General features: G+C 70.6%; 14 protein-coding genes and 1 riboswitch. Of the genes, 9 read left to right on the top strand and 5 right to left on the bottom strand.

Features of this window, described 5'->3' with window-relative positions; translation table 11 throughout:
- Nucleotides 1-6 precede the first annotated feature (6 nt).
- Nucleotides 7-1,047, top strand: coding sequence for an ABC transporter permease (locus BLV97_RS10255; RefSeq protein ID WP_051646240.1), 1,041 nt, complete (start codon nucleotides 7-9; stop codon nucleotides 1,045-1,047).
- The gene (locus BLV97_RS10250) at nucleotides 1,044-2,090 is read left to right on the top strand and encodes an ABC transporter permease (protein WP_092164052.1); all 1,047 of its coding nucleotides are present in this window, start codon (nucleotides 1,044-1,046) and stop codon (nucleotides 2,088-2,090) included. The genes BLV97_RS10255 and BLV97_RS10250 overlap by 4 nt, the downstream gene beginning before the upstream one ends.
- A 113-nt stretch (nucleotides 2,091-2,203) precedes the next feature.
- On the opposite strand, the gene cobS is transcribed toward BLV97_RS10250, so the two are convergent.
- Genes cobS through cobU form a run of 3 tightly spaced genes read right to left on the bottom strand, consistent with a single transcriptional unit; the run spans nucleotide 2,204 to nucleotide 4,505 of the window.
- Nucleotides 2,204-2,965, bottom strand: a complete 762-nt coding sequence (gene cobS, locus BLV97_RS10245) for an adenosylcobinamide-GDP ribazoletransferase (protein WP_035845424.1) — start codon at nucleotides 2,963-2,965, stop codon at nucleotides 2,204-2,206.
- Nucleotides 2,962-3,987, bottom strand: a complete 1,026-nt coding sequence (gene cobT / locus BLV97_RS10240) for a nicotinate-nucleotide--dimethylbenzimidazole phosphoribosyltransferase (RefSeq protein WP_035845421.1) — start codon at nucleotides 3,985-3,987, stop codon at nucleotides 2,962-2,964. Before cobT ends, cobS begins: the two co-directional genes overlap by 4 nt.
- A gap of 17 nt (nucleotides 3,988-4,004) precedes the next feature.
- On the bottom strand, nucleotides 4,005-4,505 hold the full coding sequence (cobU, locus tag BLV97_RS10235) for a bifunctional adenosylcobinamide kinase/adenosylcobinamide-phosphate guanylyltransferase (protein ID WP_035845418.1): 501 nt from the start codon (nucleotides 4,503-4,505) through the stop codon (nucleotides 4,005-4,007).
- A 90-nt stretch (nucleotides 4,506-4,595) separates the two neighbouring features.
- On the opposite strand from cobU, the gene BLV97_RS10230 reads away from it, so the two are divergent.
- Genes BLV97_RS10230 through bluB form a run of 5 tightly spaced genes read left to right on the top strand, consistent with a single transcriptional unit; the run spans nucleotide 4,596 to nucleotide 8,543 of the window.
- The gene (locus tag BLV97_RS10230) at nucleotides 4,596-5,168 is read left to right on the top strand and encodes a histidine phosphatase family protein (protein WP_051646238.1); all 573 of its coding nucleotides are present in this window, start codon (nucleotides 4,596-4,598) and stop codon (nucleotides 5,166-5,168) included.
- Entirely contained in the window at nucleotides 5,165-5,995 is an 831-nt protein-coding gene (locus tag BLV97_RS10225) for a hypothetical protein (RefSeq protein ID WP_051646237.1), read from the top strand. Before BLV97_RS10230 ends, BLV97_RS10225 begins: the two co-directional genes overlap by 4 nt.
- Nucleotides 5,995-6,936 carry an adenosylcobinamide-phosphate synthase CbiB gene (gene cbiB / locus BLV97_RS10220; protein WP_035845413.1) on the top strand — a complete coding sequence of 314 codons (942 nt, stop codon included), beginning with the start codon at nucleotides 5,995-5,997 and terminating at the stop codon, nucleotides 6,934-6,936. Before BLV97_RS10225 ends, cbiB begins: the two co-directional genes overlap by 1 nt.
- 10 nt (nucleotides 6,937-6,946) lie before the next feature.
- Nucleotides 6,947-7,936, top strand: coding sequence for a threonine-phosphate decarboxylase CobD (gene cobD / locus BLV97_RS10215; protein ID WP_035845410.1), 990 nt, complete (start codon nucleotides 6,947-6,949; stop codon nucleotides 7,934-7,936).
- Nucleotides 7,920-8,543 carry a 5,6-dimethylbenzimidazole synthase gene (gene bluB / locus BLV97_RS10210; protein WP_035845408.1) on the top strand — a complete coding sequence of 208 codons (624 nt, stop codon included), beginning with the start codon at nucleotides 7,920-7,922 and terminating at the stop codon, nucleotides 8,541-8,543. The genes cobD and bluB overlap by 17 nt, the downstream gene beginning before the upstream one ends.
- A gap of 3 nt (nucleotides 8,544-8,546) precedes the next feature.
- Here bluB and BLV97_RS10205 read toward each other — a convergent pair whose 3' ends face one another.
- Both BLV97_RS10205 and cobO read right to left on the bottom strand, forming a co-directional pair.
- On the bottom strand, nucleotides 8,547-9,998 hold the full coding sequence (locus tag BLV97_RS10205; RefSeq protein WP_035845406.1) for a cobyric acid synthase: 1,452 nt from the start codon (nucleotides 9,996-9,998) through the stop codon (nucleotides 8,547-8,549).
- Entirely contained in the window at nucleotides 9,998-10,627 is a 630-nt protein-coding gene (gene cobO / locus BLV97_RS10200) for a cob(I)yrinic acid a,c-diamide adenosyltransferase (RefSeq protein ID WP_035845404.1), read from the bottom strand. Before cobO ends, BLV97_RS10205 begins: the two co-directional genes overlap by 1 nt.
- Nucleotides 10,628-10,666: 39 nt before the next feature.
- Nucleotides 10,667-10,879, top strand: a riboswitch (cobalamin riboswitch).
- Nucleotides 10,880-10,976: 97 nt separating this feature from the next.
- Here cobO and BLV97_RS10195 point away from each other — a divergent pair.
- Nucleotides 10,977-11,339, top strand: coding sequence for a DUF1636 family protein (locus BLV97_RS10195; RefSeq protein ID WP_035845403.1), 363 nt, complete (start codon nucleotides 10,977-10,979; stop codon nucleotides 11,337-11,339).
- On the top strand, nucleotides 11,336-12,370 hold the full coding sequence (gene cobW, locus BLV97_RS10190) for a cobalamin biosynthesis protein CobW (RefSeq protein WP_092164051.1): 1,035 nt from the start codon (nucleotides 11,336-11,338) through the stop codon (nucleotides 12,368-12,370). The genes BLV97_RS10195 and cobW overlap by 4 nt, the downstream gene beginning before the upstream one ends.
- Nucleotide 12,371 lies beyond the last annotated feature (1 nt).

Raw genomic sequence — 12,371 nt, 5'->3', positions numbered from 1 at the left:
TGGCGCATGACGGCATCTGATTTCCTGTCGCGGCTTCGTGGCCGTCACAACGAGGGCATCGTCGCGCTGACGATCGTCCTGCTGGCGCTGATCGTCGGTGCCCTGAACCCGGGCTTCCTGGGCTTGGCCACGGTGTTCAATGTCCTGCGCAACTCCTACGAGCCGCTTCTCTTCGCGCTGGGGGTGATGCTGGTGCTGCTGATGGGCGGGATCGACGTCTCCTTCGACGCGGTCGGCATCTTCGCGGGCTACGGCACGTCGGTGCTGGCCGCGCATGGCCTGCTGGGCGGCCATCTATGGCTGATGTTCCTGGTCTCGACGCTGATCGGGGCGGGGCTTGGGGCGATCAACGCGCTGATCGTTTCCCTGGGCCGGCTGTCGATCCTGATCGTCACCCTGGGCACGCGCGGCATCTTCGTCGGCGTGATGCTGACCTTCGTCGGCTCGTCCTTCATCAGTGACCTGCCAATGTCGCTGCAAACCTTCAACATCGACTATCTCTACCAGACCCATACCGCGACGGGCCAATTGGCCGGCTTGCAGATCCTGGTGGTGCCGATTGCCATCACCTGCCTGCTGATCGACCTGGGCCTGCGCTTCACCGTCATCGGGCGCGGGATCTACGCCGTCGGCGGCAGCGAAGAGGCCGCGCGCCGGGCCGGTTTTCCCGTCGGCATGATCAAGACGATCGTCTTTTGCTGCGCCGGGGCGTTGGCCGGGGCCGCGGGAATGGTCCATGTCAGCCTGATCGGCTATGCCAACCCGCAGGATATCGTCGGCAACGAACTGATCGTGATCGCCGCGGTGGTCCTGGGCGGCGCGTCGATCTTCGGCGGGCGCGGCAGCGTGCTGGGCACGGTTCTGGGCGTGCTGCTGCTGGAACTGATCCAGTACTGCCTGATCATCCTTGGTGTGCAAAGCTCATGGGACAATGTCGCGATCGGCGTCATGATCTTCGTGGGCATCGCGCTGCAGGTCAAACGCGCGCCGGGCGGCAGGGCCCGGGTCTTCGCCGGCGGCGCCAAACCTAGCGAAAGCCCGTCATGAGCCAGAACACGACGCTTGTCGAAACCCTTGCCCGTGCCACCGCCGCCCTGCGCCGGGAACACAGCCCGCTGCCGATCCTGGGGGTGACGGTGCTGGTCTTCGCGATCTTCGCGGTGCTTGCGCCCGACAGTTTTCCAACCGCGGCGAACCTGTCCTCGATCGGCTTCCAGGTGCCCGAGACGGCGCTGTTGGGATTGGGGGTCATGCTGTCGATGGTGCTGGGCGGGATCGACCTGTCGGTGGTCGCGGTGGCCGACCTCGCCGGGGTGACGATGGTGCAGTATTTCACCTATGTCGGGGCGACGCGGCCGGGCCACGACGGTCCGCTGGTGATCGCCACCGGGATCGCAATCGCGCTGCTGGTCGGGGCGGTCTGCGGGGCGATCAACGGGCTGATCATCGGCCGCCTGCGGGTGCTTGCGATCCTGGCGACGATGGCGACGATGGAGGTCTTCGGCGGCCTCGCCATCGCCTGGACCGGGGGCAACACGCTGCCCGACGTGCCACAGCCGATCCTGGATATCGCCAACCTCAGCCCGGCCGGCATCCCGCTACCGGCGATCATCCTGCTGGTCTGTGCGGTTTGCGCCGCGCTTTTGCTAAACGGCAGCCGTTTCGGCATACGCGCCACCCTGGTCGGCGCGAACCCGCGCGCCGCCAACCTGTCGGGTATCCGCGAAAAGGGGGCGCAACTGGGCATCTATACCGCCAGCGGGATGCTGGCCTCGGTGGCGGGGATCATCTTCGTGGCCCGCACCGCCGGGGCGACGCCGAACTATGGCGCGGGCTCCTATGTGCTGCTTGCCGTCGTCATCGCGGTGCTTGCGGGGGTCGATCCGCTGGGCGGGTTCGGTACGGTGCTGGGGGTTTTGCTGGCCGCCTTCGCGCTTGACATGATCCGGGCGGGCTTTGTCGCGCTGCAGCTGAACCAGTTCCTCTATGAAGCCGCGCAGGGCGCGATCCTGATCGTCGTGCTGGCCCTGGGCGCGACCGCCCGCGGTGACATGCACTGGCTCGCCCGCCTCAGGCGCCATCCCAGATAGCCCTTCGGCACCGTCGGGGGCGCCAGGCCCCGCGGCGCCGGGATTTCGATCGCGAAAGGGGTGGTCGGGTGGCGGCGGCGGCGACCGTCGGCCAGGTTGGGGCGGTCGCGCCTTTAAGCCGCAGACAGCGCCAGCCAGATGCAAAGCTCTGCCGTCACCTGCGCCGCGCCCAGCACGTCACCGGTGAAGCCCGCGATCTGGCGGCGCGCGATGAGGGCGATGAGCGCGGCGCCCAGAGCGGCCGCCAGGACCGGAGCAATCACGAACGGCAAAGTCACCACCGCGATCGCCAAGGCCAGCGCGACACAGGCCCAGACCTGCCCGGCCCCGATCCGATCCGCCGCCGATCTGCCCAGCCCGACATTCCGCGCGGAGGGCATCACGCGCATGATCACCGGCAGCGGTGCCCTGCTCAGGGCCGCGACGCCTGCCGCCAATGCCACCGGATGCGCCCCGGGCAGGACCTCGGACAGCAGCGCCACGCGCAACAACAGCGCCAGCCCCAGGGCAATCGCCCCGTAGCTGCCCAATCGGCTGTCGCGCATGATCTCCAGCTTGCGGGCCGGATCGGCGCCCCCGCCGAACCCGTCCGCCAGATCGGCCAGCCCGTCTTCGTGCATGGCGCCCGTCGCCAGCACCCCCGCCGCGACCGCAAGGATCGCCGCGACAAGCGGCGCCAGCCCCAGGGCCTGGGCAATCCAGAAGACAAGCCCCACGATCGCCCCGACCGCGACGCCGGCCAGCGGATAGGCCCAGGCCGCGGCGGAAAGCGGCGGCGCCGGATCCAGCCGCCCGACCGGCAACCGCGTCAGCAACGCAAGCGCCAGCCGCAGCTCTGCCCAGCGTCGCCGCGACCATGGGGACCCGCCGGTCATGCCCCGGAGATCCCGGCCTCGGCGAAGGTCGCCATGCCGTTGTGGGCCTCCAACGCCGCCCGCAGCACCCCCAATGCCACCGCCGCACCCGAGCCCTCTCCCAGCCGCATTCCCAGATCCAGAAGCGCCCGTTTCTCGATCGCCGACAGCAGCCGCCGGTGGCCCGGCTCGGCGCTGGCATGGCCGACAAGGCAATGGTCGAGCACCCCCGTCCCCAGCGGATGCAGCACCGCCGCCGAGGCAGTGCAGATGAACCCGTCAAGGATCACCGGCACCCTGCGCGCCCGCGCCGCCAGCAACGCGCCGCAAATCGCGGCCTGTTCGCGCCCGCCGAAGGCGGCAAGCACCGCCAGCGGATCGCCCAGCACGCCCGCATGCAGCGCGACCCCGGCCTCAATCGCCTCGACCTTGCGGGCGATCCCGTCCGGATCCGATCCGGTTCCCGGCCCCACCCAATCCCAGCCGTCGCCGCCGAAACTTGCCCGCGCCAGTGCCGCCGCGACCGTCGAATTGCCGATCCCCATCTCGCCCAGCAGCAAGATGTCCGCCCGCGGGTCAAGCGCCGCCGCGCCGCGCGCCATCGCATCCAGAACCTCGGCCTCGGTCATGGCGGGCCCCTGGGTGAAATCCCCGGTCGGCCTGTCGAGATCCAGCGCGACGACGGACAATTCCGCGCCGCTCGCCCGGCACAGCTGATTGATCGCCGCGCCGCCGGCCCGGAAATTCTCTACCATCTGGGCGGTGACCTCTTGCGGGAAAGGGTTCACACGCTGCGCGCAGATGCCGTGATTGCCGGCGAAGACAACCGCCTGCGCACGGCCGATCGCGGGCCGCGCGTTCCCCTGCCAGCCGGCCATGAAGACCGCGAGTTCCTCGAGCCGACCCAGGGACCCCGGCGGCTTTGTCAGATCATCCTGGCGGCGCCGGGCCGCGGCCGCCGAGGCCGTGCTCGCCTCGGGCAGGCGCGCCAGCCGGCCGCGCAATTCCGCGAAGGAAGAGACGGGGAAGATCGTGTCGCTCATGTCATTTCATCCTAGAGTCATTTCACCTTCAGCGGCAGGCCGGAGACAAGGAAATGCACCTCGTCGGCGGCTTCGGCGACGGTCTGATTCAGCCAGCCGGCGGCATCGCGATACGCGCGTGCCAACGCGTTGTCCGGCACGATCCCCATCCCGACCTCGTTGGTCACCAGGATCACCGGGCTTTGCTGACTGCCCAGCGCCTTCGCCAGCGCTAGGCCCTCGGCGCGCCAGTCGCGCCCGGCCTCCATCAGATTGGCCAGCCACAATGTCAGGCAATCGACCAGACGCGGCCCGGCCCCATCCGTCTGCGCCAGCGCCGCGACCAGTTCAAGCGGCACTTCGTGATCCCGCCATGGCGCGCCCCGCCGGGCCTGATGGGCGGCGATTCGCGCCGACATCTCGGCATCGCGCGCCTGCGCCGTCGCGATATATTGGGGAACCCCCGGCACTGCCAGGGTGCGCGCCTCGGCATAGCCGCTCTTGCCCGAACGGGCGCCGCCTGTAATGAGTAGGATCATGCCGCCTCCGCGTTTGCGTGGCAGTAAGCATCATTCGTGCAACCTGAAAAGGGGGTAAGACCGACCGTGACGGGCCCGGAACCGACAGAAATGCTTTTGATCCGCCACGCGCCGCTGGCGGTGTCGGGCGTGCTTGCCGGCCGCAGCGACCTGCCCGCGCGGCTGCCCGACACAGCCGAGATCGAGGCCGCGCGGCGCGTGCTTGCGCAACTTGGTGCCGATGCCGCGCAGCTGGTCTCGAGCCCGGCCAAGCGCTGCCTCGCCACTGCCGAGGCGCTGTTTCCGGGCGCCGAGCCCGCGACCGACCCGCGCCTGTGGGAACAGGATTTCGGCGCCTGGGATGGGCGCCCGGTGGTCGAGATGCCGGATCTCGGCCCGCTCAACCGTGCGACGCTGGCGGCACGGCGTCCGCCGGGGATCGGGGGCGAAAGCTTCCTCGACGCCGCCGCGCGCATCCTTCCCGCCGTTGACGATATCGCGGCCACGGCCGGAACCGTCACCATCATCGCCCATGCCGGCACCATCCGCGCGGCGCTTGGTCAGGCGCTGGGCGCGCCCAAGGCCGGACTTGCCTTCGAGGTCGCGCCGCTGTCCGTCACCTGTCTGCGCGTCTTCGCCGACGGCAGCCGCGCCATCGTGTTCGTGAACCGGGGCCTGGCGTGACGCCCCACGCCCGGCCGGGCCCGGCGCCGGGCGACGTCCGTGTCGCCGCCCATTTCGGGGAATTCCTGCAAGGCCGGCTGGGCCCCGACGGACCTGTCGCGCTGGTCACCCTGCCCTGTGCGGCGCTTGCCGCCCATGCCACCCGCCGGCCTGGCCCCTTTGCGCTGCACCAGCCCGGCCCCCGCGCGCTGACGGCTATGGTCGCCGCGCGCTTTCTTGCCGCCCTGGGCCTGCCGCGCCGGGGCCGCTTCGTGTTGCGTCTGGACATGCCGCCGGGCGGCGGCGCGGGGGCCTCGACCGCGGCGCGGGTGGCGCTGGCCCGCGCCGCCGGGCAGCGCGACCCCGATGCCATCGCCCGCGCCTGCCTGGTCAGCGAAGGGGCGCTTGACCCGGTGATGTTCGCGGCCCCCGCGCAGCGCCTCTGGGCCTCGCGCGCGGCGCGGACGCTCGCGCTACTGCCGCCGCCGCCGCGCTTCGATGTGCTTGGCGGCTTTTTCGGCCCGATGCGACGCACCGATCCGCGCGACGGTGCCTTTCCCGACATCGCCGACCTCGCCGCCGCATGGCCCGCGGCCTGCGCCCAGCCCGCCCGCGCCGCCGAACTGGCCAGCGAATCGGCTCGCCGCACCCTCGCCCTGCGCCGGCCGGGCGCGGACCCGACCGAGGCGCTGGCCCGGCGCTTCGGCGCGCTCGGCTTCGCGATCGGCCATACCGGTGCCGCCCGCGCGCTGCTTTTCACGCCGGGAACGGTGCCGGAAGCGGCGCGATCGGCCATGCGCGAAGCCGGGTACCGCAACATCCTGTGCTTCCGCACTGGAGAAGGCTGATGCTCTACGCCCTGCCCATGCTGATCGCGCTCGTGATCGACGCCGGCCTTGGCTGGCCCGACCGCCTTTACCGTCGGCTCGGCCATCCCGTCGTCTGGATCGGGGCGCTGATCGGCCAGCTGGACCGGCACTGGAACCGCGACCGCGCCTCCGCCGCCCGCCGCCGCGCCGCCGGGATCGCCACGGCGCTGCTGACCATCGCCGCGACCGTCACGCTTGCGGCCGCGGTGCAGGCGCTGCTGCCGCCGGGCTGGCCGGGGGTGATCCTGACCGGGGTGCTGGCCTGGCCGCTGGTCGCCGCGCGGTCGCTTGACGACCATGTCGCCCGCGTCGCCCGGCCGCTGGCCACGGGGGATCTGGAAGGTGCGCGCGCGGCGGTCTCGATGATCGTGGGCCGTGATCCCGCGCACCTCGACACCCCCGCCACCGCCCGCGCCGCGATCGAGAGCCTGGCCGAGAACGCCTCGGACGGGGTGGTGGCGCCGCTGTTCTGGGGGCTGCTGTTCGGGCTGCCGGGGATCGCGGGCTACAAGGCGGTGAACACGCTTGATTCGATGATCGGCCACCGCACGCCCCGGCACGAGGCCTTTGGCTGGGCCGCGGCACGGATCGACGACGTGGCGAACCTGATCCCGGCGCGGATGACGGCGCTTCTGTTCGCGCTGGCGGGTCCCGCGCCGCGCCGGGCCTTCGCTACGGCGCGCCGCGACGCGCGGCTTCACCGCTCGCCCAATGCGGGCTGGCCCGAGGCCGCGATGGCGGGCAGCCTGGGCATCCGGCTGTCGGGCCCCCGTGTCTATGGCGACAGCCGGGCCGAGGAACCCTGGGTCAATGCCGCGGGCGCGGATCCGGATTCGGCTGGCATCGGGCGCGCGCTTGGGCTTTATCGTCGGGCGCTGACGGGGCTGGCGCTGATGCTGGCCCTGCTGGCGGCGATCTGAAGGGGGCGCGATGCGCGACCACGGCGGCAATCTGGACCAGGCCATCGCCCGCTTCGGCGGCGCGGCCGGGGATTGGATCGACCTTTCGACGGGCATCAACCGGCGTCCCTATCCGATACCGCCGCTGCCGCCGGAGATCTGGCACGCCCTGCCAGGGCGGGAGGCGCAGCGCACACTGATTGCCGCCGCCGCGCAGGCCTACCGCACGGATGCCGCGATCCTGCCGCTGGCCGGCGCGCAGGCCGCGATCCAGCTGATCCCGCGCCTCACCGCGCCGGGGCGGGCGCGGGTGCTGGCACCGACCTACAATGAACATGCGGCCGCGTTGCGGGCAGCCGGCTGGTCGGTGGAAGAGGTCGCCGCACCCGCCGATCTGGCCGGCGCGGATCTTGCGGTGCTGGTCAATCCCAACAACCCCGACGGGCGGCGGATCGCACCGGCGGATCTGCGCGCCCTGGCGGGCCGGGTCGGGCGGCTGGTGGTGGACGAAAGCTTCGCCGACCCCGAGCCGGACTTGTCGGTCGCGGGTGATTGCGGCGCGCTGGCCGGCCTGCTGGTGCTGCGCTCATTCGGTAAGTTCTACGGGCTCGCCGGGCTGCGGCTGGGCTTCGCGATCGGCGCCGAGGACGACATCGGCCGGCTTGCCGCGATGGCCGGTCCCTGGGCGGTCTCGGGGCCGGCGCTGGACATCGGCGCCCGCGCGCTGCGCGACGACGATTGGGCCGCCGCGACCCGCGCCCGCCTTGACACCGAGACGCCGCGCATCGACGCGCTGGCGCGGGCCGCGGGCTGGCGGCTGATCGGCGGCACGGCGCTGTTTCGGCTTTACGACACGCCCGGCGGCACGGCGGCGCAGGCCGCGCTTGCCCGCCATCGGATCTGGTCTCGTGTCTTCCCGGACAAACCGGGCTGGCTGCGCCTGGGCCTGCCGGGAGATGCCGAGGAATGGACCCGGCTTGGCCGGGCGATGAAGGAGCACCGAGATGCAGTTCACACGTGACGAGGCCGACACGCTGGACCGGATCCTGCACTGGCGCCGCGACGTGCGCCATTTCCGCCGCGATCCCGTCCCCGAAGCGGTGATGCGCCGGCTGCGCACGGCGCTCGACACCGCGCCGTCGGTCGGCAATGCCCGGCCCTGGCGGCTGATCCGGGTCGAGGATCCGGGGCTGCGCGCTGGGGTGAAGGTGGAATTCGCGCGCTGCAACACCGAGGCGAAGAAGGGCTATGACAGCGATCGCGCCCGCGCCTATGGTCGCCTGAAGCTTGCCGGTATCGACGCGGCGCCGGTGCAATTCGCCGTCTTCACCGCGACCGATCCGCAAGAGGGCCACCGTCTCGGCCGGCTGACCATGCCCGAGACGCTGCGCCAATCCACCGCGATGGCGATCTATACGCTGTGGCTGGCGGCGCGGGCCGAGAACCTGGGTCTCGGGATGGTCTCGATCCTGGATCCCCGGCGGATGGAGCGGCTGTTCGAGGTGCCCGAGGATTGGGTCTTTACCGCCTATCTCTGCCTTGGCTGGCCCGAGTTCAGCGATGACACGCCGCTGCTGCACCGCGAGGACTGGCAGCGCAACGTCGAGACCGGCTGGGAGGTGCGCTAGACCTCAGCGCGCCAGCGCCAGCAGGCCGGTCACGTCGACATGGGCCTCCATATGCGCGGCCAGCGCGTCAAGCGTCTCTTCGACGCCCGCGCGGTAACCGGCGGCCCCCACCGCGCCGCCCAGCGCGCTCAGGAAGGCCGCGCGAAAGCCGTCATCGGCGAACATGCCGTGGACATAGCTGCCCATCACCCGCCCGTCGGCCGAGACCGCGCCCTCGGGCATACCGCCCAGCCGCGCGAAGGGGCGGGCACGGTCCGGGCCCTCGGTGCGGCCGATGTGGATCTCATAGCCGTCAAAGCACCGCCCCGAGGCCACATGTTCCGCCGTCACCCGTGACAGGTGCTTGTCGCCCGACATCACCGTGGCCACATCCAGAAGCCCCAGCCCCGTGCTTTCGCCGGCCGGGCCCTCGATGCCCTCGGGATCGGCGACCGAGCGGCCCAGCATCTGGTAGCCGCCGCAGATCCCCAGCACCGCGCCGCCGCGCCGGCGGTGGGCGGCAAGGTCGATGTCCCAGCCCTGCGCACGCAGAAAGGCCAGGTCGCCGCGCGTCGACTTGCTGCCCGGCACGATCACCAGATCCAGATCGCCGGGGATCGCCTCGCCGGGGCCGATCATCCGCAGGCTGACCCCCGGCTCTGCCGCCAGCGGGTCGAGATCGTCGAAATTGGCGATGCGCGACAGCGCGAGGCAGCCGATTCGAAATTCGCCCGGGCCGCCCGTCGCCTTTTCATGCACATCCAGCGCGTCCTCTGCCGGAAGCCGCCTTGCGTCGGGAAAGAACGGCAGCACGCCGTAGCCGCGCCAGCCGGTCTTGTCCTCGATGATCCGGTAGCCCTGGTCGAAAAGCCGCGGATCGCCGCGGAACTTGTTGATCACGAAGCCCGCGACCATCGCCGCATCCTCGGGGTCGATCACCGCCCTTGTGCCGACGATCTGCGCGATCACGCCGCCGCGGTCGATATCGCCGGCCAGCACCACCGGCACCCCGGCGGCGCGGGCGAATCCCATATTGGCGATGTCGCCCGCACGCAGGTTCACCTCGGCCGGGCTGCCGGCGCCCTCGACGATCACCAGATCATGGCGCGCCGTCAGCCGCCCGAACGATTCGAGCACCGGCGCCATGAGCGAGGGCTTCATCCCCCAGTAGTCGCGCGCCTTCATGGTGCCGATCCGGCGGCCCTGCACGATGACTTGCGATCCCAGGTCGGTTTCTGGCTTCAGCAGCACCGGGTTCATGTCGACGACCGGCTCCAGCCCCGCGGCCTGGGCCTGCAGGGCCTGGGCGCGGCCGATCTCTCCTCCGTCCGCGGTGACGGCGGCGTTGTTCGACATGTTCTGCGGCTTGAACGGCGCGACCTTCAGCCCCCGCGCCCGCGCCGCGCGACACAGCCCCGCGACCAGCAGCGACTTGCCGACATTCGATCCGCAGCCCTGGATCATCAGGGCGGGCATCAGAATTCGACCCCGGCCTGCGCCTTGATGCCCGACCGGAAGGGATGCTTCACCAGCGTCATCTCGGTCACCAGATCGGCGGCCTCGATCAGCTTGTCCGAAGCGTTGCGGCCGGTCAGCACCACATGGGTCATCTCGGGCTTCTCGTCGCGCAGGAAGGCCACCACCTCGTCGATATCGAGATATTCGTAGCGCAGCGCGATGTTGATCTCGTCCAGCAGGACCATCCGGATCCGGGGATCGCGGATCAGTTCCTTGGCCTTGTCCCAGCCCGCCCGCGCCGCCGCGATGTCGCGCGCGCGGTCCTGGGTTTCCCAGGTAAAGCCCTCGCCCATGGCGTGGAACTGGCACAGATCGCCAAAATTTTCGGTCAGCAGGCGGCGTTCGCCCGTGTCCCAGGCACCCTTGATGAACTGCACCACGGCGCAGGGCATGCCATGGGCGATGCAGCGCAGGATCATCCCGAACCCCGAAGACGACTTGCCCTTGCCGGCCCCGGTATGGACGATCACCAGCCCCTTCTCGCCGGTCTTCTTCGCCATGATCTTGTCGCGCGCGGCCTTCTTCTTCGCCATCTTCGCGGCATGTTCTTCGTCGCTGCGTTCGTGGGTGACGTGTTTCCCGGCCATTCGGTCGCTTCCCTTGCTTGACATCATACCCCCTCGTGCCACAGATGAGCGCACGTTGGTGTCTGCCATACGACAGGCTAAGAGGGAATGCGACGGGGCATCGAGGCGCCCCAAAAGCAGCCGCCCCCGCGACCGTGACCGGAGAGGTCACCTGATGCCACTGGTCCAAATCGGATCGGGAAGGTGGGTGACCGCAGGGCCGATGGCCCCGACTCCGCAAGCCGGGAAACCTGCCAGCGAACAAGAAGTACCGGCGGACGGGGTGTTCCGCGGCAGGCTGTGTAGTGGTCACGTGGGCCGACTCCGCAATCTGGCGCCCCCCCAATGCCAGCAATTGGGCTGAGGAAGAATGGTCGCCACGCTTCATGTCTGCATCACCTGCAAGGCCGGACAGCCGGTGCCCGAGGGCGAAGCCTGCCCCGGCGCGCGCCTGCATGCCGCGCTGATCGCCGAGGCCTGCCCCGAAGGCGTGCGGATCGTGCCGGTGGAATGCCTGTCGGCCTGCAACAGCGGCGCCGCGGTGGCCCTGTCGCGCCCCGGGTCCTGGTCCTATGTCTACGGGCGGCTCGAACCCGCCCACGCCGGCGACATTCTCGCCGGGGCCGCCGCCTATGCGCGCTCGTCCGACGGCCTGGTGCCGTGGCGCGAACGCCCGGTGGTATTCCGCAAGCAATCCCTCGCCCGTATCCCGCCCCAGGAGGCCACGCCATGAGCGACCTGTCCAAGATCCCCGTTACCATCGTCACCGGCTTTCTCGGCGCCGGCAAGACGACGCTGATCCGCCATCTGATGCAGAACGCCGGCGGGCGCCGTCTTGCGGTACTGGTGAACGAATTCGGCACCATGGGGGTGGACGGCGACATCCTGCGCGGCTGCGCCGACGAAAACTGCCCCGCCGAGAACGTGGTGGAACTGGCCAACGGCTGCATCTGCTGCACCGTCGCGGATGAATTCATCCCGACGATGGAGGCGCTTCTGGCGCTGCCGCAGCGCCCCGATCACATCCTGATCGAAACCTCGGGCCTGGCGCTGCCCAAGCCGCTGCTGAAGGCCTTCGACTGGCCGGCGATCCGGTCGCGCATCACCGTGGACGGGGTGATCGCGCTGGCCGATGCCGAGGCCGTGGCGGCGGGCCGCTTCGCCCCCGATCCGGCGGCGGTGGATGCCCAGCGCGCGGCCGATGACAGCCTCGACCACGAAACCCCGCTGTCCGAGGTGTTCGAGGATCAGATCTCCTGTGCCGATATCGTGCTGCTGACCAAGGCCGATCTGGCCGGCGAGGAAGGCCTTGCCGCCGCCCGCGCCGCGATCGCGGCCGAGGCACCGCGCCCGCTGCCGATGGTGGCGGTGACCGACGGCGCGGTCGACGCCTCGGTGATCCTGGGGCTGAACGCGGCGGCCGAAGACGACCTGGCCGCGCGCCCGTCGCATCACGACGGCTTTGACGACCACGAACACGACGATTTCGACACGATCGTTGTGGATCTGCCCGAACAACAGGACCGCGACGGGCTGATCGCGGCCCTGGAACGGCTGGCGCGCGAACGCAACATCCTGCGCGTGAAGGGCCATGTCGCGCTGGCAGGCAAGCCGATGCGTCTGCTTGTGCAGGCGGTGGGCGCGCGGGTGCGCTGCCAGTTCGACCGGCCCTGGGGTGCGGCGCCGCGGAATTCCCAACTGGTGGTGATCGCCGAGAAAGGCGATATCGACGCGCCCGCGATCCGGGCCGCGCTGGGGGCCTGAT

It is taken from the genome of Allgaiera indica (assembly GCF_900106675.1).
Classification (GTDB): Bacteria; Pseudomonadota; Alphaproteobacteria; order Rhodobacterales; family Rhodobacteraceae; genus Acidimangrovimonas; species Acidimangrovimonas indica.
This window is presented reverse-complemented; position numbering and strand designations above follow the sequence as displayed.

Bases quoted from the DNA above. Each gene is read 5' to 3' on its own strand.
- cobT (WP_035845421.1), bottom strand. From the start codon at position 3,987: ATGAGCGACACGATCTTCCCCGTCTCTTCCTTCGCGGAATTGCGCGGC.
- BLV97_RS10255 (WP_051646240.1), top strand. From the start codon at position 7: ATGACGGCATCTGATTTCCTGTCGCGGCTTCGTGGCCGTCACAACGAG.
- BLV97_RS10230 (WP_051646238.1), top strand. From the start codon at position 4,596: ATGCTTTTGATCCGCCACGCGCCGCTGGCGGTGTCGGGCGTGCTTGCC.
- BLV97_RS10250 (WP_092164052.1), top strand. From the start codon at position 1,044: ATGAGCCAGAACACGACGCTTGTCGAAACCCTTGCCCGTGCCACCGCC.
- cobO (WP_035845404.1), bottom strand. From the start codon at position 10,627: ATGGCCGGGAAACACGTCACCCACGAACGCAGCGACGAAGAACATGCC.
- cobD (WP_035845410.1), top strand. From the start codon at position 6,947: ATGCGCGACCACGGCGGCAATCTGGACCAGGCCATCGCCCGCTTCGGC.
- BLV97_RS10205 (WP_035845406.1), bottom strand. From the start codon at position 9,998: ATGCCCGCCCTGATGATCCAGGGCTGCGGATCGAATGTCGGCAAGTCG.
- BLV97_RS10195 (WP_035845403.1), top strand. From the start codon at position 10,977: ATGGTCGCCACGCTTCATGTCTGCATCACCTGCAAGGCCGGACAGCCG.
- cbiB (WP_035845413.1), top strand. From the start codon at position 5,995: ATGCTCTACGCCCTGCCCATGCTGATCGCGCTCGTGATCGACGCCGGC.
- cobS (WP_035845424.1), bottom strand. From the start codon at position 2,965: ATGACCGGCGGGTCCCCATGGTCGCGGCGACGCTGGGCAGAGCTGCGG.
- cobU (WP_035845418.1), bottom strand. From the start codon at position 4,505: ATGATCCTACTCATTACAGGCGGCGCCCGTTCGGGCAAGAGCGGCTAT.
- bluB (WP_035845408.1), top strand. From the start codon at position 7,920: ATGCAGTTCACACGTGACGAGGCCGACACGCTGGACCGGATCCTGCAC.
- cobW (WP_092164051.1), top strand. From the start codon at position 11,336: ATGAGCGACCTGTCCAAGATCCCCGTTACCATCGTCACCGGCTTTCTC.